21 protein-coding genes and 1 pseudogene are annotated in these 24,757 nt (G+C 55.7%); 6 read left to right on the forward strand and 16 right to left on the reverse strand.

Going from position 1 to position 24,757, the window contains the following annotated elements:
- Window positions 1–477, forward strand: a pseudogene (locus tag Q0816_RS23870) (hypothetical protein); the annotation flags it as partial.
- A complete protein-coding gene (locus tag Q0816_RS26155; protein WP_367180590.1) occupies window positions 411–695 on the forward strand; it encodes an ion channel in 285 nt (94 codons plus the stop codon). The pseudogene Q0816_RS23870 and the gene Q0816_RS26155, both read left to right, overlap by 67 nt.
- Window positions 696–954: 259 nt before the next feature.
- Here the strand turns inward: Q0816_RS26155 and Q0816_RS23875 are convergent, their stop codons facing one another.
- The 4 genes from Q0816_RS23875 to Q0816_RS23890 all read right to left on the reverse strand — a co-directional run bounded on the left by Q0816_RS23875 (window position 955) and on the right by Q0816_RS23890 (window position 4,757).
- Window positions 955–1,440 carry an SLATT domain-containing protein gene (locus Q0816_RS23875; RefSeq protein WP_298855417.1) on the reverse strand — a complete coding sequence of 162 codons (486 nt, stop codon included), beginning with the start codon at window positions 1,438–1,440 and terminating at the stop codon, window positions 955–957.
- A 4-nt stretch (window positions 1,441–1,444) separates the two neighbouring features.
- Entirely contained in the window at window positions 1,445–3,421 is a 1,977-nt protein-coding gene (locus Q0816_RS23880; protein WP_298855418.1) for a hypothetical protein, read from the reverse strand.
- A 135-nt stretch (window positions 3,422–3,556) separates the two neighbouring features.
- Window positions 3,557–3,838: a hypothetical protein gene (locus Q0816_RS23885; protein ID WP_298855419.1), complete on the reverse strand. Its 282-nt coding sequence runs from the start codon at window positions 3,836–3,838 to the stop codon at window positions 3,557–3,559.
- Window positions 3,839–3,911: 73 nt separating this feature from the next.
- Window positions 3,912–4,757, reverse strand: coding sequence for a LysR family transcriptional regulator (locus Q0816_RS23890; protein ID WP_298855420.1), 846 nt, complete (start codon window positions 4,755–4,757; stop codon window positions 3,912–3,914).
- Window positions 4,758–4,843: 86 nt separating this feature from the next.
- Between Q0816_RS23890 and Q0816_RS23895 the strand changes: the two genes are divergently transcribed.
- The 4 genes from Q0816_RS23895 (at window position 4,844) to Q0816_RS23910 (ending at window position 7,772) form a co-directional block, all read left to right on the forward strand.
- On the forward strand, window positions 4,844–5,311 hold the full coding sequence (locus Q0816_RS23895) for a cytochrome c (protein ID WP_298855421.1): 468 nt from the start codon (window positions 4,844–4,846) through the stop codon (window positions 5,309–5,311).
- A gap of 13 nt (window positions 5,312–5,324) precedes the next feature.
- A complete protein-coding gene (locus Q0816_RS23900) occupies window positions 5,325–6,233 on the forward strand; it encodes a cytochrome c (protein ID WP_298855423.1) in 909 nt (302 codons plus the stop codon).
- Window positions 6,234–6,360: 127 nt separating this feature from the next.
- Entirely contained in the window at window positions 6,361–6,714 is a 354-nt protein-coding gene (locus Q0816_RS23905; RefSeq protein ID WP_298855481.1) for a cation transporter, read from the forward strand.
- Window positions 6,715–7,187: 473 nt separating this feature from the next.
- The gene (locus Q0816_RS23910; RefSeq protein ID WP_298855424.1) at window positions 7,188–7,772 is read left to right on the forward strand and encodes a hypothetical protein; all 585 of its coding nucleotides are present in this window, start codon (window positions 7,188–7,190) and stop codon (window positions 7,770–7,772) included.
- Between the two features lie 359 nt (window positions 7,773–8,131).
- Here Q0816_RS23910 and Q0816_RS23915 read toward each other — a convergent pair whose 3' ends face one another.
- The 12 genes from Q0816_RS23915 to Q0816_RS23970 form a co-directional block, all read right to left on the reverse strand.
- A complete protein-coding gene (locus Q0816_RS23915) occupies window positions 8,132–8,578 on the reverse strand; it encodes a hypothetical protein (protein ID WP_298855425.1) in 447 nt (148 codons plus the stop codon).
- The gene (locus Q0816_RS23920; protein ID WP_298855427.1) at window positions 8,571–10,595 is read right to left on the reverse strand and encodes a hypothetical protein; all 2,025 of its coding nucleotides are present in this window, start codon (window positions 10,593–10,595) and stop codon (window positions 8,571–8,573) included. The genes Q0816_RS23915 and Q0816_RS23920 overlap by 8 nt, the downstream gene beginning before the upstream one ends.
- Before the next feature lie 63 nt (window positions 10,596–10,658).
- Entirely contained in the window at window positions 10,659–11,186 is a 528-nt protein-coding gene (locus Q0816_RS23925) for a glycosyl hydrolase 108 family protein (RefSeq protein WP_298855429.1), read from the reverse strand.
- 30 nt (window positions 11,187–11,216) lie between these two features.
- On the reverse strand, window positions 11,217–12,257 hold the full coding sequence (locus Q0816_RS23930; RefSeq protein ID WP_298855431.1) for a hypothetical protein: 1,041 nt from the start codon (window positions 12,255–12,257) through the stop codon (window positions 11,217–11,219).
- Window positions 12,254–12,817, reverse strand: coding sequence for a DUF4255 domain-containing protein (locus Q0816_RS23935; RefSeq protein WP_298855432.1), 564 nt, complete (start codon window positions 12,815–12,817; stop codon window positions 12,254–12,256). Before Q0816_RS23935 ends, Q0816_RS23930 begins: the two co-directional genes overlap by 4 nt.
- Window positions 12,814–14,148, reverse strand: coding sequence for an ATP-binding protein (locus Q0816_RS23940; protein ID WP_298855434.1), 1,335 nt, complete (start codon window positions 14,146–14,148; stop codon window positions 12,814–12,816). Before Q0816_RS23940 ends, Q0816_RS23935 begins: the two co-directional genes overlap by 4 nt.
- Entirely contained in the window at window positions 14,145–17,072 is a 2,928-nt protein-coding gene (locus Q0816_RS23945; RefSeq protein WP_298855435.1) for a contractile injection system tape measure protein, read from the reverse strand. The genes Q0816_RS23940 and Q0816_RS23945 overlap by 4 nt, the downstream gene beginning before the upstream one ends.
- Window positions 17,069–19,240 carry a hypothetical protein gene (locus Q0816_RS23950; RefSeq protein WP_298855436.1) on the reverse strand — a complete coding sequence of 724 codons (2,172 nt, stop codon included), beginning with the start codon at window positions 19,238–19,240 and terminating at the stop codon, window positions 17,069–17,071. The genes Q0816_RS23945 and Q0816_RS23950 overlap by 4 nt, the downstream gene beginning before the upstream one ends.
- A gap of 13 nt (window positions 19,241–19,253) precedes the next feature.
- On the reverse strand, window positions 19,254–20,414 hold the full coding sequence (locus tag Q0816_RS23955; RefSeq protein WP_298855437.1) for a hypothetical protein: 1,161 nt from the start codon (window positions 20,412–20,414) through the stop codon (window positions 19,254–19,256).
- Window positions 20,415–20,426: 12 nt separating this feature from the next.
- Window positions 20,427–23,978 (reverse strand): baseplate J/gp47 family protein, encoded by a 3,552-nt coding sequence (locus Q0816_RS23960; RefSeq protein ID WP_298855438.1) that lies wholly within the window; start codon window positions 23,976–23,978, stop codon window positions 20,427–20,429.
- Window positions 23,975–24,451 carry a GPW/gp25 family protein gene (locus Q0816_RS23965; protein WP_298855439.1) on the reverse strand — a complete coding sequence of 159 codons (477 nt, stop codon included), beginning with the start codon at window positions 24,449–24,451 and terminating at the stop codon, window positions 23,975–23,977. The genes Q0816_RS23960 and Q0816_RS23965 overlap by 4 nt, the downstream gene beginning before the upstream one ends.
- 4 nt (window positions 24,452–24,455) lie before the next feature.
- Entirely contained in the window at window positions 24,456–24,755 is a 300-nt protein-coding gene (locus tag Q0816_RS23970; RefSeq protein ID WP_298855440.1) for a PAAR domain-containing protein, read from the reverse strand.
- Window positions 24,756–24,757 lie beyond the last annotated feature (2 nt).

Raw genomic sequence — 24,757 nt, forward strand, 5'->3', positions numbered from 1 at the left:
TTTCGCATTCGTTTGCTCCTTCGAAAAGTTGAGCAAACTCTACATCAGAGCGAGGGAAGTTTCGGGGGGCAGGTCAAGGCCAATAGAGATTTGGAACGACGGCTCGAGCTTGCGGAACGAAACGACACCGTGGTGAGCGAGCAAGAACTGGAGCGATTGCAAACAGCCGTGTCCGGCGCGGAAAGTCAGGTTGCGGCTGCACATGCCGCGCTCGATGGTGCCAAACTGCGCCAGACCACCCTTCTACCAGCACAGTTTGATACTGCGCGTGCTGTTTTGAGCGAAGCAGAGAATGAGATATCAAAATCTACTGTAATTGCCGAAGTGGATGGGACCGTCATGCAATTTCTCCGGAAGCCGGGTGGCATCGTTAACCCAACTTTACGTACCGCTGGGATTTTAGTTCGCGATTGGGGCTTTCGATTGGCAGGATCAAAGGTTGGTCAACCGGAACGAGCCTATATCACGCGCCCATAAACGCAACCACGGTTGGCTATGGCGACACAAAGCCAGAAAAACCCGCGAGCCGGTTTCTTTTAAGTTATCAACGCGTTTATTGGGCTCAACTTTGCTGGAATTGTCGTCGGCATAGGTGTCCATTCGGTCGAAGCCGCGATGATCGCCAATTTCTAAACAATGGAAATTCGAGTTTCAAACCTGGGTCAATCTCAGGCGACGGCGATCGACCGTTTTGAGGTGCGATCTGTCGAATGCACCTGCAGCAATCAGGACGTTCGGCGGCGCCAGTTCATGGCTCAAATCACCAGTCGAGGCGTTCAGCAGAGAACGGCGGCTGAGTGGCCACCTTTTGCAGATGGTCCAGCTTTTCTCACGGTGCTTTCCATGCGAGCTTATGGCACCACCTGACCTCAGCAGATTTTGTGCTGTCCGAAGCGCTCGTTAACCGGTAAGTTCTTAGTTGTCGCGGTTCGATTGTCGACCATCGCGGAACTCTTACTCCGCATTTACCGCCCCACCCTCGCGCATCCGGCGTTTTGTCCAGTTTTCGTTGACCCCTTCCAGCGTGTTGGACAATTCAGTGAAAACGGCGTCCAGGTTTTCCTGCGTTACGTCACCCGCCGTGCGTAAGTATTGCAAGTCATCCTCAAGCCCATAAAGCTTTGTCAGGGTCAAACTATAGTTGATCCAGGTCCAGCGAAAATCGAAAGTGGCTTCGACGGCGGCAAGGAAGGTTGCCCCAGCGCTGAGAACCAGCGCAATGTTTGCGGTCAAATCGGTGTTTATGGAGAACCAGGATGTGGCCTTCAATCCCAAAATGACTGTCACTACGCCACTAATCAGGATCGTCCCCGTACGGATAGCGATCCATGCGCGTTTACTTTTGGCGCTTTGGCTGGCAAAGAACGCTTTGTTCTGTTGCAACTTGTCCAACACAAACTGGATTTGCTCATCTTCGGGCATCTGCTTGGTTCCATTCATATTCCTACATCCTCTCTTTCAGGGCGGTCTGAAACCCTTTTGCCGAGATGTCCTGCCCTGCACTGGAAACATAGCGCAAGAGTTGCAGTGCAAGATATTGCGAGAACGCAAGCAGTTGGTTTAGGTCGTTCTCAGGCACTTCACTTGCACCGGTATGGGCAAGCCTGTTGCGTAGACCACGCGCATCTTTTGCGAACCACCGGCCAGTTGAGCCAGGGGCAATTTCTTGCGCTAGCCGCGCCACTTGTGCGCCAATGTCGGAACCCGAAATACGCCCGACTACTGCATCGGTGAATGCAAAACACAGCCGGGCTCGGACAGGATTGCTGACAATCGGATGAAAGAAGGCTTCGCGCAGCAGAGTCAACTGCCGGTCGATTCCGGGATGGTCTTGAGCGATTTGCAATACGGTATCAGCGAGAGCACCCGCCTCTGACAAAACAACTGGATCGGGTTGATCCACTTCATCAAGCCATTTTGTCAGTAAGGTCTGACGGTAGACGCTGGGCAAACGCAGGCGCAGTTTGCCTTCGAAATAGTACTCGCCCAGCAAAACTGGATCGAGGAAGTTGCCGAAGCCCAGGGCTCGAAGCGCGATGACGGTCGCACGCACGCTCGGATAATCATGCGGCGCACGCGCTCGAATCCCCGTGTTATTGTTTTTGGCATCCGGCACAAGGAGCAGGGCGCGGCCCGTGTCGGGGATTTGGCCCGCTTGGATTGCGGCGCTGGTACGGCGCAGGAAATCTTCACGTATGTAGCCGTCTTCCAATTCCTCTAACTTCACAAACGATAGTGCACTGAGCGCCACCGGTGCGGTCTTACCAATCGTAAAAACACCTTCTGGGCAATCGAGGCCGATAAGAGGTGACCAGGCAATCGCTTTACCTTCGGGCGCCCCCATCGTGGTGCCCATTTGGGTAGCTATAGAACTTCGGTGGCCGGACATGCGGTTATCGACGCGGAACTGTTCTTCAGCTTGCCAAGAACCTTTCTGAACAATGCGAGACAGTGCCTCAGTGCCTTCATTGAGTAGAGAGGAAAAAGTTGATCCTTCGGACACAGCGCGACCGAGAGAGAGGATCGCACTGGCAAGCAGCGCAGGCGCAAGCGCCAGCGTCTCGGGAGAGGCAGCAGCCACATTGCCAGAGCGCCCATGAAGCACATCGCTGCGCAGGCCGTAAAGATCGCCGAGCGCGCGCTTGCTGACCGTCCCGCTTTTCGGGACAAGCGCAGAACTTGCGGCAACGAAGGCCTTTTGAAGGCCAGTGGTCTGGCCGCGCAACAAAAGCTCCTCTAGTGCGATAGTGCAGAGTGTCGCCTGTTCCACTCGACCTAGCGCAGCGTCCTGCGCGTCTAGGAAGGTTCGCAGCGCGCCCGCCAACTCCGGGGTCTTTTGGATCGGGCGGATAAGGTGGGCGATGCGGTTCGCGTGTTGGATATCGACTTGCGTAAGTGGTGCCTCTGTCAGCTTGGAAGCAACGAAATACTCATGATCGGCGTCGCCCTGCACCTGAATGCCGTCAAAAGTGTTTTCCCGCCATTCGAATTGTTTGGGCCCATCGGGCACCAAGAAAAAAGACGACAAGCGCGGTTGAATGAATCCCGACACCGGGCGGGCGAGCGAAAGCGACACCCAGGCCCCATAGATCATATCAAGCGCCCAGGCGACAGCGTCGCCGTTGGGTAGAGTTGCCAGGAGGTCAGTGCGATGAGCCGGGCTTTTCATTTCCAGAAAACGTGAGCCGCTCAAGGTCTGCTGCGGAACGAGATCAGTTTCTACAACAGAGACCAGCGCGACGGGTCTTCCCATCTCATACTCGCTTTTTCGGTCGTGAGCGCCCCCCGTCAGAGCTTGATATTCGTCGTAGGGCAACTGCTGGAGTTCGGTGTGGGACGTCATAAAGGGAATTACGGGCTCAGGTATCACCACACCTGGTAAGTGAGCGATCAGAATAACATCGCCTTTAATGTGCGACATGGCGGCCACCTTGCAAAAAAGTCGGGCTCGAAACGGTCGAATTCAAATGCGAGGCTATTATTACCGAAAATTGCCCAAACGACTACTTTGTTTGCTACAGGACAGGCGATAGAGGTCTGTTAGAACAAAAGTTGTTTAACCAAATCCCCCAATTCTTGCGGCCAATTGTCGACCTGAGCTACCGTTCCGTGCGGGGCGCAGGATGCGCAGTATCCCACCGACTTGCATCGGCGCGGCAGCACCGAGGACGGCATTCGACACAGCAATCCAGCTGGTCGGTTTGGGCTCCTCGCCGCCGATTGCCTGTGCAGCAATTCGCTGATCAGCGGCTTCCCGCGACTTGCCACTCGCACGGATGGTAGAATGGGCCGTCGACGCGGTGTTGATGCCTGGGCCTAGATGGAGCGTTGGCCTCAATGCAGACCTCGTGGACCTCGCGACCAAACGGCAGATTGGAAAATCGACGCTAGGGCGTGTTGTTCAGACTATGTCACGCAGCCAGAACACCGGACAGGCGTTCAACCAGCTCTCGCTTAACGATAGAAAACTTCGGAGTATGCGCGATTTCATCAAGTGTCGTGACCCACAGAGGAACTTCAATTTCGGGACCAATTTCCATCGACAAGTGGAGCCGAGAATCCGCGTTTCCAATAAATGAGGGTAGAAACGCTTTGCCCACCCCGGCCGCGGCCATCTGCTGAAGCACCAAAAAGCTATCTGCGCCGTTGGTCATTTCATCCGCATTGACATGTTCTGCCAACCATTCGGCCGGGAGCGAGCGGCTCAACGCCCCATCAAGCCTCATCCATTTTCGATTTGGGGAACCATCGTCAAAAACTCCAAATGACAGCGTACCTGCACGTTCCCCGACAAGCCCTTCTTCAAGTCTTATCGAGGGTCGTACTGCAATGTCCGCTGTCAGCCTCGAAAGATCATGATGGCTATTTCCGCTCAATAAGGTCAGCTCAAGGCCGGAGTATAACTGTGAAATCTCGTTTAGTATTTGAGGCAATACAAGCTGGCAAAGACTATCCGTGGACGCAATGCGTACGTGACCAACGGGAGACCGATTTGCGCCTACAATTGCCCGCTCTACGGACAACACGGCGTCTTCAACGCTTTCCATCGCCGAAAGAATTGTGCTGGCCTCGGGGAGTGCTGCATACCCTGATGGGCTTTTTTGAAAAATCACACATCCAAAACGTTCTTCAAGGGCAGCAACTCTGCGCAGGACCGTTGCATGCGTAACACCTAAGGCCACAGCGGCCGCATTCAACGATCCGTATTTTCTTACGGCGAGCGCGTATCGAATATCATCCCAATTCTGGCTGTTCATAAATTAACAAGAAACGACAAGTAACAAACAATTACAATAAAATTTGTTCAAGGTAATATTCATCATACAGAACAGGGAGACACACCATGATGAAGAGATTTTCCATCTTCGCGGCGGGCCTATTGACTGTAGCCGCTATTGGAACGGCAATCGCGCATGAAGGCGAAAATCCGGCGGTGAAGGCCCGAACTTCGATAATGCAACTCTATGCTTTCAACCTTGGCACTCTTGGCGGCATGGCCAAGGGAGAGACGGAATATGATGCCGAGGCCGCAACACGGGCCGCAAATAACATCGTCGTTCTGACGCAGATCGACCAATCCGAGATGTGGCCCGCCGGATCCGACAATGTGACCGACCCGTCCACCCGCGCGTTGCCTGCAATTTGGGAGAACTTCCCAGATGTAGGCGCCAAGGGGCAGGCTTTGGCCGACGCCGCTGTTGCGATGCAGGCTGCGGCGGGACAAGATGTTGAAGCGCTTAAGGGGGCAATGGGTAATCTGGGCGGCGCCTGCTCGGCATGTCATAAAGCCTACCGAGCACCGAAAGACTAAAGGAGCGCTAGCTATGCGGCGTTTTTTCATCTTCGCCGCTGTTTTTGCAGTTCTGGTCGGGCTGGCCGGTCTCGTGCTGACCCGACCGCAGAGAGTTGATCGGACGCAACTGGACGGTATTACCCCAGATCTTGCAAGAGGTGAGACCGTTTTCTACGCTGCAGGATGTGTATCTTGCCATTCTGCACCAGACGCCGTCGGACAGGAAAAACTCAATCTCGCTGGCGGTCGCCGGTTCGAGTCGGATTTTGGCACTTTCATTGCCCCAAACATATCCAGTGATCCGGTTGCTGGTATTGGGTCATGGTCCGCTCTGGATCTGGCCAATGCCCTGATCCATGGGACCGGGCCCAAGGGGCAGCATTATTACCCAGCGTTTCCTTATACGTCCTACGCAAACATGACGGCAGAGGATGTCGCATCACTCCATTCATTCCTCGGAACCCTGCCAGCGGTAACCACTGAAAGCACCGCGCATGAGGTCGGCTTGCCCTTCAACATTCGACGCGGGCTGGGTGGATGGAAGCTATTGTATCTAAAGCCGGGTTGGGTGGTTGACGGCGATCTGACTGACCAACAGATTCTAGGCCGTTATCTGGTGGAGGCGCTTGGACATTGCGCTGAATGCCATACGCCGCGAAACGGACTAGGTGGCCTGAAACGTGATCTCTGGTTGACGGGCGCGCCTAATCCCAACGGAAAAGGTCGTATCCCCGGCCTTACCTCAGACCAGCTTGATTGGTCCGAAGCCGACATTGCGGAATACCTGAAATCCGGTTTCACGCCGGATTATGACAGCGCCGGTGGGGAAATGGTTGAAGTCATCGAGAATACTTCTCGATTGAGCGATGACGAGCGTTTAGCGATTGCCGCTTATCTCAAAGCCGTTCCTGTGCCTCAGATTGAGCCCCCGTCAGAGTAACAGGTGTCACAGGCCGCGATGCAGATACCAAGGCTGTTTCCCCTGCTTTAGGCAGAACGCCCAGAGGCTCTAATTCTTTTTGGCCAGACACCTGGTTTAGGTCTCGTGTACGTAAACTCGCCCTATCATCGCGACTGGCGTGAATGGTGCATCGGCTTACTTGTTGCTCAATATCGGCAGGCGCGAGGAGTCGCCTGCATTGGAGGCGAACTACCGGCACATATTCACTGACGTGATGACCTCAATTGGCGGTGTCGTGCGACTTTTACTTGCGCCTGTTACCGGCTGGCTGATCTTTGACCTAATCCTGGCAATTCTCATCGCGCTGAACTTCCTGTGGGAAGGATGGAGAATTATTCGGGCACCCGTGGATGGCCTGATGGATGTGAGCCTCTCAGATCATGACGTGCAGGTTGGCTCCAGTGCCATTGAAGCAAATTTCGGATCAGCATTGGAGTATCACAACCCGACAGTGCTCTAGGCTACCGCCCTCCGGCCACGGAAACCTTCGTCCAGATGGACCAGTGGCCAGTCATGCACTAACAGTCAAGTAGGGCTGATCACGGCGGTTCCTGCTCCATGGCATACGAATTGTCGGGGGTCGACCACACCATCAAGGATGGCACAATTCGGACGCTGACTGACAGCCAGCGCGCCACGGTGCAACTTCGCGAAACAGTTCTTGATGGCCACAGCAGCAATCCCTGTGCACTGATGGTCACAACTCGAGATATTGCTGACTTTGCGCGCCAAGTACGGCAGGATCTCACCGTGCCTATACCAAACCCGATTCATTGCAGAGGCGGAACTGCCACATCCCGCCTTTCAGAGTTGAACTCAATTAACGGTGACATTATGAGAATATTTACATCCTCGCTCATAGCTGCTGCGACCGCTTTTTGTCTGAACAGCACTTCCGCGCTTGCCGATGATTTGCCCATTCAGGACCAGCAAATGTTAACGTCCCGCGTGGCTGAGCACAGCCCGCAGAAAGAAATCTACATCAAGGATCGTCCGATCTTGGGTTGGAGCCTAACCAGCGACAGTCTGGAAGACATCCCCGCCCCGATCCGCGAAGCTCTGGGCAGTGTCGATGCCACCGGGTATGACGCCAATTATCTGGCCGAGAACAAAGGTTCAATTGTGGCGCTGCAGATGCGCAAGGATGGCACCGATTTTTACATCATTGGCAAAGAAACCTTTGATAGTAAATACGAACTGGTCGCCTTGGACGAAGTGGCGGAAAAAAACAGGCGCCTCGTAGAGCGTTTGAGCATGGCCCCCGAAGTGCAGGCGATGTTCAACCAAAGAGCCGCTGGTCTTGTCGGTGCGCTTAAGACTACACCGGTTGAAATGATCCGTATCTCAGGGTTGGGATATGACCTGAACCAAGAGCTAACCATTCAGGCGCCTTGGGGCACCCAGACCAAACCGGCAAATGAAGATGCATTCTTGGTTTGGGATAGCGGTGAAAATCAGTATTACATGGTGAATGCAAGCGCAGATGGCAATCCGTCCAGTTATATCCCAGCGCAATAACACCGCACATATATCAACAGCTCGGTGTGTAGATGTGCAATCTGACATTACTGGCTAGTACCGGCCAGGGTTCCCTTTTTCTTGCACTCACCGTCACGGGCAGCCGATGCTCAGTGGATCCTGTCTGACAGGCAGAAAGGGCTCTCGGCCGCTATGCGGTGCCACTGCGATCTGCAATGTCGTCGTGCATTGAGACCGATGTTTTGCCAAGCCCAAACTTTCCGCCGAAGAATCTGTAAATGAACGATTTTCTCAACCCATCAAGATTGTCGTGCAGCATTCGCGGATTGGCACCGGGCATTCGCATATACGCCAGAGGCAATTATGACCTCACTCGCAAATAAACGCCCGTTGCCCACCTATTTTCGAGCATGCGCGAGGACTGAATCGGCACTGAAAATCATAAGCTTGATCCACTCATCAACCATATCCGGCGAAACGTGCTGACCGGCCTGGATCGGCCATACGTGTCGGTGATGCACGTCCCCGTCCTGAATGGCCGAATGTCCAATCGGCGCGATAACGTTGGCGTCGGCCAATCGACTGGCATCACCGTCCTGTGCTGGCCCCATGCTGATCCAGGCCTGTACCAGATCGGCATAGTCCAACGCACCGTCATCAGGCAGAACGGTGACGCTCATTGGGCGGGTTCCGGTGCCATCCCGTGACGGTACGTCAAACAGGATCGTCGACAGATCAAGACCCAGTTGATCGGTATCCATTATCTCGCAGGCATATCTTGCGGCGCTTAGCGCGTTGTACAGCGCATCAAACCGCGCAACCCTGTCTGGTCTGACCTCAGCCACGGGTTTTCTGTCCTTCTACGATCATGTCATACCCTTTCGCAGGATCCCGCTTGCAAACGGCAACCCAGGCTTTCCAACTCAGCCCGCCTGCCCGGACATACCACGACACCTCGTGGAATTGCTTGTTAAAATTTGACCGCATTTCATTGGACAGCGGACCGTTGTGCTGTTTGATATTGGTATATAGTCGCCCGATTTGCGCAAACAGCAAATCAGCAATATGTCGGCGCTGCTCCAGCTTTTTCTCGCTTGATTTGTCTGCGTTAAAGACACGCGCCCACCGCGCATTGGTCGCCGCCTTGTTGCGGCCGAACTGTTTCAGGTGGCGTGTCACCACCATGGCGGCTTTACCCGCACCTGCCGCGATTTTCAAACCTCCACCCGCGCCCGCTCCAACCCCGGTCAGGGTCGCGATGTCACCCGCAATAGAGGTCAGATCGAGGCCGAGATTGGCAAGACCCCGGCGGGCAGTCTTTGCATTAACTTGCTGGAAGGCCCGCGCGATCTGATAGCGTTCGATGAGAGCAATAACCTTTTTGCGCGCTACAATCTCATGACCATGCGCCGGGTCCTCGGCAATCCGCTCCAGATTTTCTTTTTCGCGCTCAAGCAGCGCTTCTATCCCCCGATGATCGATAGCGTTCACCCCTTTGTGCAACACCTTTCCAGCGAAAGACCACTGGTCTTCAATCCCTTCTGCACCTCCCTGCCGTGACACGTTTTCGTCCTGCTGGATCGCGACGGCCTCTGCGTCCACAGCACCGCCAAGCTGCGATTTCAGGTCGCGTTTACGTTCCTGCATTGTCTTAAAGTCCGCCAGACTAGTTCCGACATGATAGGCGTGAATAACTGCCTGCAGGCCTGTCACAAGCAAACCCAAGATCGGGACGGCCGTTGACGCCGCCACGCTAAACGCATTCTCCAAAGTGAATTGCAGGTTGCGCGCAGTGCTGGCTGCACCTTTCGCCAGCTTGAGAAAATCCAAAAGCGCTTGTGCAATTCCCCGCCTCTTTTCCCCGCGCGAGCTTTCCTGCTTGGCCATGCAGGTCTTGATGGCGTCCCTCGTGCTAAGCACGAGATCCTTGACCGACGCGATGAGCCCGGCAAAATCGCCGATGTTTCCAGTGATCTTGCCAGCCGCATCAGAATGGGTGGTCGCATAGCTGCCTTGTCGACCGCCGCTGATGCTTGTCGCGCCGCCGGTACCGCCGGTCCCTCTGCCGTCGTGCGCTTTGGCACTGGAATCCACCACTTTGGCCACATTCGCGCCCAGACTTGTGGTGCTTGCGCCAATTTCGATTGCATCACCAAATTTCTCACCGGTGTTACGAGTCCGCCAATTTCGGATCAGCGACCCGATGGCGATGATATCGGCAATGCTGCCCGTGGCCCCGGCCATAGCCTCGGACCCGTGTTTGAAATCCCAGTCGCGCTCGTCGATCCGTTCCGCTGGCTTGTCGACTTTAAAACCAGAGCCGTCAGATTCCTTGAGTGCCCCGCGATCGTGCATTCCAGCAGCGGTATCGGCCCCTTCGGTGCCTTCCATCCCAGCTTTGAGCGCGTCAATCCCGTGCGTTTCCCCCAACGCGACAGCAGATGTATCTGACAAAGCCTTGGCCCTGATGATCTCGTCAGTGCCTTCGATCCTGGAATAAAGCAAAGGCTGCCCGGAGCGGATCGCGACCAGAGGCCGTGTCGCAGTGACTTGCGCGCCGCGGGGCAAGCGCCTCACTATTGCGTATGTATTGTGTGGGCCAGGGGCAAAGACGGGTTCGGAGGCGCTGGTTACCACTTTCTCCGAAAAATCAGGTGTGGCCGCAGCAGCATTCAGGAGGCCATCCGTGTTGTCCAGTTGTTGCGCCGCTTCAGCCCCATTGACGGCATTTTGCAGATGCGCAAGGCGTTGCTCGGGTGCCGTCAGGGCGGGCATTTCGCCCTGTCTTTCGGCCCGAACCTGACGACGTCGGAGGCTGTTGGCCTTCCGCGTCGCTATCTTTTCCTTCAGGCTTTCGACCATGGCAGCGATCTACCCCTCAAAAAATGACATTGGCCACATGCGCACCTGACATCAGCAGAGTTTTCAGGCCCCCACATAGCTTCTCAGGCTGTCGACTTGATTCAGCCATCCTTTGAGAAATACTTCATTTGAAGTGTGTTCGCGTGCGATCGCTTTGTAATAGCTGACCCGCTCATCCAGATAAGTACCTGCCGTTGTCACAGGGCTACAAGACGCGGCATGAGTGGCCGTGCTTGGCCCCCAGAGACCATCAGCCGTACAACCAACAGCTTGTTGCAGAAACTTCATCGCGCGGCCCGTCCCGCAGTTCACCGCAGAGTCGAATTGGACGATCCCCAAAACAGATGGGAGATCAGGACATTTGGCCATGTCCCAGTAGTCTTTCAGGTAGATATCATCGACTTCTTTTTGGGAAATGGCCCTGACCGATTGCGTCGGTAACCCATGACTTTGCCGATATGCATCATAAACCTTTTGGGTTATTCCCTTATTGGTTGCTTTTCCGGGATCGTTAGGGTTGTCGACATAGCCACCCTCCCATTTCAACGTGAAGCTCAATGCAGTCTGAAAATTTTTATTAGTTGCGGGCATCACATGTCCTTCCAAGGTTAACGTGGGCCGTCACAGGTAGACGTTCATCGTTGAAACCAGTTGCAAGCGGGTGCCGTGGTCCATCACTTGGGTCACACCAGGGCTTGCAAGTGGCAGTTGGATTTCACCGTCTCCCTTCGCGCTGGTTGTGTAGCGCAGCTTGAAGTTCAGCGCGGGCAACAGGTCGTCGCGCAACACAATTGGTTTGATCGACGTGAACTGCATCCCGGTTCGCCCATTAACCGAAATGGGTTTTGGTCCCAGATACTCGGAAGCGTCTTTGGGTCCGACAATTTTCGGGTCTTGCTTATCCAACCCAAAAATATTGTATTTCCAGATACTTGACCTCGTCTTGAATGCGATCTCATAGGTCTTGGGGATGACCATCGTCCCGTTCGGCACAAGACGCTGCGAGGCAGGAACCCCAGTTCCGGCCGGGGCGATTTCAACTAACGCAAATGGCTGCGGACCCTTAGTCAGCACCCCCGAAAGCAAGAGCTTGCGATCCGCTCTGATTTGATAAGCCCCTTCCGGGAGCGCCGCCAGATTCAAACGCAGAGTAGAGATTGGCCCATCCGGTGCTGCGACATCCAGAACGGTTTCGCCGGTAGCCATGCGTGTGACCGTAATCCGATCGGCGCGGATTTCCGGGTTCAGCCTTTGCGAAAAATGTGGCGGCAAGATCATCAGCTGCGGCCCAGTATAGTCTTTGAACCGCAGGGAGGGAGGCTGCCCGTCCCCGGCATGCTGAACCCCGGCGGCATTCGTGCTGAAATAGGCCGTGCCGTTTGCAGGTAACTGCGTAATCGGAAAAAGGTCGGGCTGACGATTTACGATCCAAAAAGAAAAGACCGCATTTTGCGATATGCGTTTGACGACGCTGTCCCGCCCGTCCCACGCATACCATAACTGCCCACCAGAGGTCGTCACGCGAAAGCGGCATTGGTATTGATCAAAAAGCGCTTGGGTCGCCTGGGTCGGCGTAATCTGAAACACCCCGTTTTGGCCTTGCGTGAAATAGGCGTGGTGCAGGTTCAGGTTAGCTAGCCAGCGGTACTCGATCCCAGTCATGATGACACGTCCAGTCCGCTGATCAACGGCGTCTCATCCTCGATCCAGCCCTGCTGGAAGCTGAGCATGCGGATTTTATAAAGCACCGAAGGCAAATATCGCCCGCCCAGCACCGCCCACAAATCGTGAATATCCTTGAGGCTCAGATCAACCCAGTCACAGGTCAGACGTTCGAGGCCGGCGGGCAGATCCGGCGCATTCTGGCGTGTATAAAGCGGCTTGGCCTGGAAATAGCCGATGACCCCATCAAGTAGATTCAGACCATCCTCGTACCGGTCGAAATTTGCCGAAACCAGAACGTCCAGCGAAACTTGAAGGGTCGGATTCATCCGCGCAGAACTGTCATGCTCTACGTGCGTCAAAGGCTGTGTCCGCATCGCGGTGCTGTCACGTTCAAGGTTGACTATTGTCAAAAGAACCTTGTCAGCAGCGTCGACAGGAGCGGAGCCGGTCGCAGTTGTCACATGCGATGCAATGACCCAATCACCGTCACTGGGATAGCGTTCAAGTAAAGCACGGTTCAATCGGGTTACAACGAATGTCATTGTCTCGTGGATCATCTGATACGCTCCACTGCCCGGGTTTCGCTGCGGAACTCGCGTTCGATGGCAGTGACAAGATCGTCCTTTGTCAGTGACGTTCTGCCCTTCGCGTGAACCGTCAGCGCCGCATTGCGTAAAACGTTGACGATACCGGCCCCAGTGACAGAATAGTTGCGCGCAAGTTCCGGCAAGTCCAGATCATCCCCCAGCAGATCGGACCCGGCAAGCGCCCGATGCCACAGGGCCAGTCGCTCTGCCTCTTCCGGCGCAGGAAACGAGATTGTGGACTGAATGCGCCGTGCAAACGCCGGGTCAATATTCGACCGCAGGTTGGTGGCCAGCAGAACAAGCCCTTCAAACATCTCGATCCGTTGCAAGATGTACGCGACTTCCTGATTGGCGTAGCGATCCACCGCACTTTTGACTGCGGTACGCTGCGCAAATAGGGCGTCTGCCTCATCAAAAAACAATATCGCATCGGTCTGTTCTGCCTGATCAAAAAGGCGGGCCAAGTTTTTTTCCGTTTCACCAATCCATTTGGACACCAAAGTCGACAAATCTGCCCGGTATACAGGTCGGCCCAGCCGTTTACCCAAAAGCGCTGCACTTAGCGTCTTTCCGGTGCCTGGTGGACCATAAAACAGGCTTCTGTAACCTGGACCAAACAGCCGATACGGGTTTTGGTCCGACTGCATGACCATACGGTAGTTCATCCAAACTACGATCTCTTCCAGCGCGTTTTTCGTGGCCGTAGGAACAACAAGGTCCGCCCATTCCAGCCGGGTTTCGAGGGGCTGCGCGGGTAAATTCAACCGCACTGGAGGGGCCAGCGCGCCAAGTATCGGCTGCAGGCCGGGCCCAGGTGTCAATACGCGCTCATTACTTGCGGCCGCATCTGCGATTTCCGGCAAAATGAGTTGCCCTCGCAGGAGCGGTGCCATCGAACCGAAGTGCCGAGAGACCTCAAACCGTTTTTCAAGATCGCGACCGGCCAGCAAAAAGAATACGGTATCGAGGGTCGGTAGCAGCCCCGACCCCGGATGAGTGACCCCGCCGAACTCGGTAAAGGGTTTGTCCAACGTTTTGTTGCGAACCAGCAAAGGGTCCAATGCTTCGGGGCGCAAAACGGTCGCCGCAGCAAGGATCAAGATTGCACGCACATCAAACCCCAGTTCCCTGGATTTGATAAGCCGAGCGTAGTCGGATGAATCATCATCGAGATCCGGCGGTTCAAGCGCTGAGGCGGGCGGGCGATCGGGCAGCTCAAAATACCGCGCAATTGCGTCGGCGATCAAAGCATCCAACCAGTCCAGCTCGCGACCAAGCGTTTGCGCATTTGCCTTTGTCATCTCAGGCCCCAATCGACCTGAAGCAATCGGGTCATCCAATCGAACCGAACCATGGAAAAAGGCCAGTTTATGTTATTCAGCAGCATGTCATAAGGGGCACTGTCGACGGTCAACATAAGGCTCTCGTCCCCATCGACCAAACGCCCTGCGCGGCACAAAAAACTTCCGCGCAGACCCGCGACCGAGGTGTTTTCCAGTCCCGGCCAGCGTTCGGTAACAGTCGTCAGCAAATGGTCAATCAGTCTGATCTCTTCATCGTTCAGTTCTTTAGACGGCCAAATCGGATCAACGGGCTCCAGACCGCATAAGACTTTCGCCAGCGTCAGATCGTGATCCGCCGCATGATGCGTGCCTGTAGCGAGATGGTGCAGCAAATACACCGACCGGTTCTGGTGTTCCGGTGTGCAAAACCTTCCGTGCTTGGTAGTGCCCAGATGTGCGAAATACTGCGGTACGAAGGGCCAGATCAGAACCAGACCGGCAAGCGAGACGCGCATCGCCGTGGACCGGGCGTCTGATGGAGATTGGGACAGCATGTCCGGGATCTGAAGAGGGTCGGGTAGCGCCCTGCCCTGCAGAACTTCGACGGTCGCGCGCTGTGCAACCAGCAAGACGCGAAACTCGTCGCTGCCCGCGTGCGCCGCACTTTGTAGCAAGGCCTGCAGGATTGCCACGCGTGATCGACCCAAGCGCGCCGCCACGGTTTCGGTTGCAATGCGCAAAAGTTCCGCCGGTTTGGCCGAAGCAGGGGTCGTCGAAAACAAAGCCTCATAAAACGCGTGGCTAACGATCTGCTGTGCCTCGGGGTGCAGCTCCGCAATCGCCCGATCCAGATCCTGTACGATAGAAATCAATGAAGAGTCATTGTGCCGGTGGGCCAGAACCGCCGTGCGTACTGCGGAAGTGGTCGATTGTGCTAACCGCATCCTTGTCGCCGGTAGCGTAGCTAGCCAGTACATCATTTGGCTGGCCCCGTCGCCGTCCGTATCAAGAAACCGTACCAACGCCTCGGAGTTCGCAAGCTGGTCTCCCGGAACCCCCTGACCATACCGCAGAAAGCGCATCAAAGCAGCCAGAGGCCCGAACTCGGCGACCATGTCCGCAAGGGCGAGCGGTGCATCCAAGGGGGGTCTGCCCGGCTCTGATACAGAAGGCTCGGCATCATCTGAAAGGCCATCGAACCGGGCTTGATTGATTGGGACTGTCTCTGCCTCGGCTGCGCCTGACTGTAAGTGGTCCAGCAAATGGTCCAGATCGCTAACCGATCCGGTTCCTGCGCTGGTAGTACGCGATCCAAGAAGGCGTTCTACTATGTCCACAGGGGCAACTGCCGCAATCCGGGCCGCATACTGGACCATCTGCCCGGAAAATTGCTTTTCTGTCAAGGCTGGGTCATTGGGTTCAAGAGCCCGTCTCAGAACCAATTGCCAAAGGCGCCCTGAGACACCTTGCGGCAGACAGCCACCTGCCCGCTTGAGCATGTCCAGCAACCAGCCTTTATGGGTTGGCACAAGCAATGAAATCAGCCGGGCCAGTAGTTCAAACGGAACTATAACGATGAGCCGGGAAACAAGGACCTCTCGCGCTTCGACACAACGAAGATCATCGATAAATTTGTCCGGATACTGCGTCAGTGCGGTTTCTATCCTCGCGACCAATGCAGCGTGATCCTGTATTTCCGCGAAGTTCCGGTCCTGATCGCTCAACAATCGTTCAATGATCGCCATTGGTTCATGACCCAGAGCAAAATCAGCATCTTTCACCTGCTCTGACACAGAATGACTTTGGGCATGGGCGCCAATATCAGGGACATCAGGCATGGGCACATCAACGGGCACCGATGGCCAGAACTCCGCCCCGGTCAGTTCAGTCGGGGCGTCCAGATCGTTGCTGTTTCCAGCTGTCGCTCGCCCTGGACCCGGCCCGCTGGACGAGGAAGGTACAGGTGGCTCCAAAGGCACTGAATCTCGTTCTGAAGGGCCCAAAGTCGGGCCCGGTCTGCTTTGCGCGAATGGCAAACCAGAATTCCCTCTGGTATCTGGATCATCGATATCGGCTACCGGGCTGATGGACAGGGGATCACGCGCCGATGTTTGTGGTTCTTCTCCCTGAATGCGCGTATCGAACATCGTTAGATTATCTGGTTTCGGATGAACATTTTTCCGCCCTGCCTCAGAGCGCGAAGACGATATATGCGGCGCTGCTGCGTTGGTTTCAGAAACCAGTCCCTGATTCAGCAACATGGCTACTTCTTCCAAAAGCGTGCCCATCTGAAAGCGCGGGTCGGAGGTCTCGGCACTGGCGAACTTGAGGGCCACATGCCGCCAATACGGCTCAAACTGTGCCGATGCCCAACCCATATCAGCACAAATCAGCGAAACGTTGTGCGTGTAGGCAGCAACATCCAGACCAAGCGATGTCAGCAAACGCAAGAATTGTTCCGAAGGAACCGTTCTCACCAACCTCTGCGTTGCCGCCGGGTCTTCCAGCACTTTTTGCAGCCAGCGGCGCTTGTCCGGCACAGACGCGCATAAGACACTTTCGATCCAGCCCCCAACAACCTCTGAAACATGGGAAGCCGAGACCGGAATCCGGCCGGTTCTAAGAAAGTGGATGAAACCTGCGTTATCGCCGATATCATCCATTCTTGGCGTCTTGAGGCTTTCTGTTGGCGGCACATTCAAGGCGCGCAACGCATCGACCAACCGGGTGGCGATGTCATTTTCCAGGCGATCACGGCTGAGATCGCCCAAATCCAGTTCAACCCGATCAGCGTGAACTGATACATCCCCCAACTGCGCCTGCAGAATTTCCGGCAGGTCATCGCTGCAAAATCGGCTGATCCGGTTCTGGAAATGGTCCGCGTCCGCCCGGTTGGCGAAATCGACATCAATCGTGAGCGTCGCGAACCTATGGCTGGTCATGGGCTTGTCATCCCATCCAGCAGCGCCTTGCATGCCAACTGATCGAGACGGTCGATCAAAGCACCCGACGCAGCACTTGGCCCAAGCGCAGCGCGGTAGCGCGTGAGAATTGTCTCATATTCGGCTCGCTCGACCCAATACAGCGCCGCATCCAGATGGGCGGGCAAATTCTCGGCCAGGATCTTCCCGAACAACGTCTGCGCACTGGGGCCTGCGCCTTGGGGCGGAATGTGGGCGACGATCGACAGGCGATGCGCGTTTCCCTCTGCCAGCAGATACGATGGGGTCATCGAAACCGGACCGGCGGTCAGGCTTTTAATTGCAGATCTGGCGCGCGCGAATGACGGAAAAGGTGTGGCAAAAACAAGCTCACCCCGAGTTGTCCTGAGCGTCAGACGAGCGCTGTAACCGCCGTTTGGCGACACCCGAAACGCTCCCGGATCGGCCAACCCATCCGTGACCGCTTGCCGGGTTGCCGTCCAGGCACCGCTCGGAACGCGTTTGTTCAGCACAATCACGCCTTGGTATCCGTGCGCGGACAACAAGAGGGCCTGAAACTGACGCGGCGGATCAGGGGGTGGATCCAAAAGCGCATGTTCGATGATGACAGACCGAAAATCCGCGCCGCATTTCAGATCGACCCGACGCTGAAGTGCTGTTTTGGTCGGATCAACCACTTTGGGTCCCAGCCCGCGATCGCGGCCCAAATCGACAATCTCGCGTAAAAAATCGCGTCGAAGCCCAAGCTGCATATCTTCGACTTGTTCCAGCGTCTTGTGATCTTCACGCCGCATCCAGCGATTGATGGCGTTAGTCTCGAATTCTTCGCCGAACCGAGCCAGCAAATGATCCAGAGCGCGTCGCAGCCGTATTCGGTACGGATCATTGTCCAGAACGATTTTTCTTAGTCCCGTGTTATACGTTTCCAGCCAGTCCGGGTCCTTCAGCGCGCCGAAAATAGGCGCAATCAGGGGAGCATCGTCCGGGCGCGCGGGTTCATGGGCCAAAGGTTGACTGAAGTAACTGCGTTCAACGTTGCTGAACGAGAATAACCGTGCAACATTGTTGAGCTGTTCCAGATAGTTCGCCAGAATTTGTTCGGCAAACACCAGGTATCCCTTAAGCTGACGCACTTCTGCCAGCCGCTTGGCGCCGCCCCGGTCAGGCCCCATTGCACCAAGACCATAAATCTGTGGAAACAAGTGTTGAACTGAACGGTACCGGGCCAGATCTCGGTTTGGATCGCCTGCCGGAAGCTGCGAGTAGTGCTTGGCCCGTAACTGGTTAACTCCATACCGTAATTCCGCTTTTCGCGCTTCGTCCGCAGCGCTGACCGTCTCCAATGCAGCCGCCATTTCAGCACTCGGGCGCTGGGTTGAGGTAGCAGCCAGCGCGAGTGAAAACGGATGAGATAGGCCCGTAACCTTTGCAGCCTGAGCAAAGTTGTGTTGTTTCGCTTCCGACGGTGTCACCGCACCTGGTACGGGCCCGTTGAAAATCTCCGTCGGTGATACACCTGCATTCAGTTGTTTGTTTATGCCGTCAACACGCAGTGCATTCTCTCGGATCTGATGTTCTGACAGCATAGACGTGTCATCTTGATCCCTTCGGCCCAAGCTCAATACGTCACTGGTTGACTGAATTTGCGGCTCGTCGGAACCAACAACCTCGATTTTTCCGAAATTCACGCCAAGTGGCCGTTGCGCCGTCAGTATCGCGCGCGCTCGGGCGCGTGTCTGTACAGGGTCGCTGCCCGAAGCAACAGCAAGCTTCACCTGGTAACAATTCGGGCGATCCCCTCTTTCGAACAGAATCAGGTCGATTATCTCGGGCACGGCGCACAATATTACGGCGCGGATGTCCGCCATTGTTACCGGTGCGGTTACAAGGATTTCATTGCCGGTAAAAAGGGGCTGCTCATCCACCGAGACACCCGTGGTTGCCGAGGACGAAGCCAGCAAATCCTCCATCGGGTGGCTACAGCGATATCCCAAATCCGTCAGGGCGTAACACAGCGCTTCAAGCATGGTGACGCCAGGATCGTGTTCATTAAAGTCGGTCCAAATGTCACCGGACAATGTCTGAGATAAAATCGTTCCACGCGCCAGGAGGCTGTCGAAATCTGCCGATATCATGTCCGGGGTTGATTTGGGTCCTGTCACACGCATGCCTGATCCCCGCTCAATCCCAAAGCCGTGTGATCGCATAGTTGAATGGCGTATTGGCATAAGCCTTGAGCTTTGGTCTTTGCAGACAAAGATCACGGGGCGGGTTTCGCTTAAAACCTGCCCCTTCGGCCTTGCGCCAGCTCAATCTGGCCTGAAGTCGGCGCAATCGCAGCGCCGACAGGGCGAAACAGAGAAGCAACACCAGTGCAACGCCTGCGATCCAGTCCGCCAGTTTTGGAATTTTCTCAAGTGTTTCAACAATTTTATCCAGACCTAATTGATGAAAAACCTTAGCCAGAAGACTCGTGATTTCCTGTTCCAGTTCAGGCTGTGAGGTATCCCCGGGCGGGTTTGCTTCTGTGTTCTGCGCGGGTTGGCTGCTCGGGGGTTGGGGCGATGATGTCGTTACTGCGACTCCATTCTGAGAGCTGGCGTCTGGGGAAATCCACTTTGGCAGGAAGTGAATGGCCAATGCCGCCAGGAACACGATCGCAAAAGCCCGCAATAGCAAGCGCCAATACGCTGGTCCAACACGCGGAGATTGCGTCACTTGCACGGATGGTGCTGCATTCGGACCAGAGCTTACTACGACCGCATGGATCATATTCGGCACCGGGGACTTCCAGCCGATCAGCGTGTGAAAAGCGCGCATCAACCAACCGTTGTGTTCGTTCTGAGGGCCGTCAATCACAGCCGAAATCTCAAATGCGCAGGGTCTGCCGGGCTGCAGTATGATCCGTTTGTGCGTTTCGCCCGCCTTCAACGAGTGCATGGCCAGCTTGGCCATTTCCGGCTCTGATCCTTCGTAAGCCTCGCCTCCGACTGCCGTACCGATCCGACCGGATAGACCGGTATATCCCCAAATGTTAAGTCCCGCCGCACCAGCGTGGCTGTGTTCTTGCGGCGCGAGCTCCACATAGGGTGTGTCGTTTGACAGCACCGGCATCAGGGCAGCAGAGCAACCGTCCGTCGGATCTGTGACTTTCAATGTCCAGCGATCGGGCGGGGCACCGATCGGGATTTCCGGACGCGTCGTATACGCTTTGAACTCCCGAACATGCGCATCAAAGGTCTGGACATGAACGGTCGACCGGATCAACTCCGAAAAATCGTTGCCCGTAGGAAGCATCCCGTCAGAGAAGAGTTTAACCAACTGGTCTTTTGTCGCTGTCACGGCTTCGTTCCTTTAAGCAAACGGGTGCGGGGACCGATCCGAATCCCGCAATAACAGTGTTGAGGACGGCGGGCGGGCATCGTCGGGGTCGATCACGGTAAATGTCCGGCCAATCTGCAGTGCTCCGATTCCAATCCGCTGGGGACGACGCGGAATTAGTGCGGGATCCGCCAGCCACAATATCTGTTGATCCGTGCCGGGGCTGTGCAGGTCGCGATTGACGGCCAATGAACCGATGCTGCGGGTGGCGGGCAGAAGCTCTATCTGCATCTCGGGGTCCGGCCACAAAACAGATGATGGTGTCGCGCAGTGCAGACTGGTTTCAGATCCGGCGCTGGCCCCTGCAGTGTCTTTCAGGCCGTGTTGATCCAGTTCCGGTGTCATTGGCTCTGAACGATAGAACTGTACCAGCGACAATCCGGTTACCTGGGTTACGCCGGGAAGCGCATGCAGAGTCTTGCGCAGCTCTCCCAAGTCTATCTGGCCGGTCCCGATGGCCATGGGCAGTTTCGCGTCCAGCATCCAGGGCGCAATCGCTTTTCGGGTCTCCAACTTGATCCGCTCAACAGCATCGTCACGTGCCGCATCGCGACCCAACGCAATCGAAACGAAAAGACGCACAGGTTCATACGATGGGTTGACCACATTCACGGGACTAGACCAGCCGGCGCTCAGCCCGTTCAAATAGGATGCGATCTGATGTCTGCGCCCCAGTGGCACAATAGGTCCTCGCACCTGATCGCGACGTCCTGAGGTCGGCGCGACAACAATGCCAAGGCCACCCTGTCCGGGACCGAAGACTTTTGCCTCGTATATGTCTGGAAATTTCTGCAGGATCAGTTGCTCGTAATCTTTAGCGCAGATGGCGCGGTCTTTGTGACGCAGCCGTTCGTTGACGCGCGTGCGGAAATCGCGTTGGCTCTCAGCAGCGCGCCCTCCCGATGCTGCAACGGGCTGTTCGATTTTCTGCACGCCCGGAATCTGATTCTCGGGCTGGGTAATGGGTTTCACAGATCCAGTGGACGGATCATCTCCGGGTTCGATCTGTTGAGTGACGCGTATGGCGTTGGTTGACAGCCCTACAATATCCGTCATCGGCGTCCGTCCGGCAGGGGCCGTCAGCGCCAGACGGATAACCTGATCCGATGCCGCGTCTGTTGGGATCATGATTTCAACGCGACCGGTCTGGCTTAGGTTTTCAGTTTCGTCCAGGATGACGTTGGCTTGTGGAAAGGCCTTCCAGCCGTCGCTGGCCAGATAACACCAGCTAAGGTCTGGATTGGCCTTGTCGAGGGTTCCGGCATACCGGGCACGGCGGGCGTCTCGCAATTGAAACAGGACTGAAACCGGGGTCCCGACTGCACCGCCTTCAAGATCCAAAAATAGCGCCGACCGATCGGGGAACTCCAAACCGGACAGATACGGGTTCGCTGTCAGCGTCGGCTGATGAAACGGGCACAGCGACCAGATTTCCAGATCACCCGTGACACTGTCGGCGACGGCATTGAATTCCAAAATTCCGCTGGCGATCTTAGGCTGCACAGGTGGGGGTGGTGCTGGCACGGGCGCGGGTTTCTTCCCGGTGATCCACGCTCTCAAAGTCTGGCCACCACGCGCATTCTTTAACAATGTCGCTGCCAAAAGTCCGGAATACAGTGGCGCACCAAAGCCATAACCGGGTGCCGTCAAAGTCAGTGTCAAACGCGGGTCCGTGAGTCTGCCTTGCTGCAGCAGATTAAGCGAATAGGTTCTTTTGAGGTTCAAGAGATTGCTGTCCGGAGCCGTAAAAAGCGGCACGTTCCCGGTTGAACGTGGATCCGAAAAGTCTTTGCTGTGCAGGTCAAATCGCCCTTCAAAACTGTTGTTCCGTGTCGCCTCGGCATACGGCGCGTAGTAGTCCTCCAGATCGTTCGGCAATCCCGCCCATTCGATCGAGATCGCAAGGGATGTGACCCTCTTGCCGTCCAGATCGGCACACGAGAATTCTGTGACCGAACCCGGTTGAGCAGGCGGGGCGAAAGCCGGGACAGGCTTGGTAATCGCAGCGCCTGCGCCCGGTCCGATATGCAGGTTTTGCAGGTCCTTGACTGTAACCGCGATCTCTGCACCGAGCACCTGCAGATGGGCAAAACCGCCATAGCCAAAAACCGGGGCACTTGGGTTGAACTGCATCTGCAGGCACGGATTTTCGAACGGTCCTGCACGCAAGGGCTCGATAGGAGGAAAATCAGGGGTAAGCACAAGACGGACCACCAGTTTGTCCTCATCCGCCAAGGCCGTGTCCACGTTTGCCTGCTGCACTGTCTTCAGTGTTTTTTGAGTGCTGAGCGAAAAGAGGAAGGCCCAGTCCAGCAGATGTTGAAACACCTCATCGGTCAGTTCGCCCTGATGGTCCAATGCGGCATGGCGCTGGAATTTGTGCAAGGCACGCGAAAGGGCCCCCTTCCGACACCGCAAGGTCAACTCGATTATTCGGGTCCCTTGCGACAAGCCCAGCACAGGGCTGGAAAAGGCTATGCCGGTTCTGCCAAGTTCACGGGCAGCCTGCCGATCGGAATGGGTCAGACGGGACGGGTGAAAAAACGGCGATCCGTCAGAAAAGCTACGTTGGTCAAAGGCCAGTATACGGGTTATGTTCCCTTGCTGATCAGTGCCACACCAAATCGACCGTCGCGCGGTGATCGTTGTACGCGACAGACGCGTATCAGCGGTATTGGCGAAACGCACGACTTTGCCATCCTGGCTCGGGGGCGTGACAAACAATGTTCCTTTCTTGAGGTCGACCACACCGACCTTCGGTGAAACCGTCAATACTAGCCAACTGTCATGCGGTACTGGCGGGTTCGGTGACAGGCCCAGAACAGTCTCGTAATAATACTGAAGATGACGTTCTGTGATCTGGTTGAGCTGCGCTTTTGAGACATCCAGCAATTGCAGGAAGCTCAGGAACAGACCCGCATGCGGAGGGTGGTCGGATTTGGAATTTAGAACGAGTGGCAATGTCTTACGAGCGACCTGCCCCAACCCGATGATGACGCGTCTGGCAGCGTGATGCAGATCCGGATTGTTACTGTCGGCGACATTTCTCAGGACACGCAATAGCTGTTCTAAAGTAGAGGTCGACGTGCTGTCCAACGTTACTGGACGTAGAATTTTTCCAAACTCCGCGCGAAGCGCATTCTGAACTGTCTGGCAAAACCCTTCGGTCAAAGCGTCACGCGATGTCTGACCTTCCAGCACTGCAACAGCCTCGCACCAGTCGGCAAGGCGGGTCAGCTGATCGGGCCCGTTTGCGCCGCAGCCGTCTTTCTGTTTGCGGGCAAAGACCACGATCCTGGCCAGCAAAAAGCTCAATTCTCCTGCAAAAAAGGCGCGCCAACCCTGCTCTTTCGGCACCGCTTGGTTCCGGTCATCGAACAGTGTCAGCAATTGTGCAAATTCAACTGCGAAATCGGCCATATCCTCAAGGTCGCGTTCGTCCATCCGGAAATAACGCGTACCAAGCGGCTCCAACCACCGGCCATCCTGCCAGAGGTGATCAATATGAGGTGTGCGCGACGTCATCGATGCCCCACAAGGGCCGCGGCAACCCGCGATTTGGGATCAAGTGTCGAGCCTTCGTGGATATAATAGGGAAAGACACGATTGCCGCGCGAGTTGGTGCTGGGGATTAAGTAGTCAATATGGATATCCAGTCGGCCTTCGGTGACGGCCTCGGTTCCGAACTCGATTGTTTCTATCCGAATTCGGTCTTCGTAAAAAACCACTGCCTTCTCGATTCGAGACCGCAAAAAGGTCAGGTCAGTTTCATCGGTCGAGTCGAATACATGCAACTGCAGGCCCAATCCGTAGGTTGGTCTCATCACCCGCTCGCCCAGAATGGTGTACATCAAGATATCCAGGCTTTGCGCGATGTCTGTTTCCGCCTCGACCATCGTCGCGCGGCCTTCATACGTTCCGCCCGCGGTCTTGGTGCAGGTAAATCGCGGTGGAAAGTTCCAGCCGCGGCCCAAAAATCCGGGTTTGCTGGTCATCATCGCATCATCCCCCGATGATTACCGTTGGACACCCTGTCAGGATCGTTCCGCCATGCACGGTTTCATCACCCATTCGCGCTGCAGGTCTGCCACCGATCATTACCGTGGCCGAGCCCATCGCGATCACATCGGGCGGGCCAACGCAAATCAATGTATCGCCGACGACAGCGGCAGGCATGTTGCAGATCATCACGTTGGGCACGCCGGGGCCAACAATTGGACCGCCCACATGAGGCACGGGCGGCAGGCCCGGGGTCACCATCGGACATTCATGCATATCTGTTAATCGCGCCGCTGGGGGCATAC

Source organism: uncultured Ruegeria sp. (assembly GCF_947497005.1).
Taxonomy (GTDB): Bacteria; Pseudomonadota; Alphaproteobacteria; order Rhodobacterales; family Rhodobacteraceae; genus Ruegeria.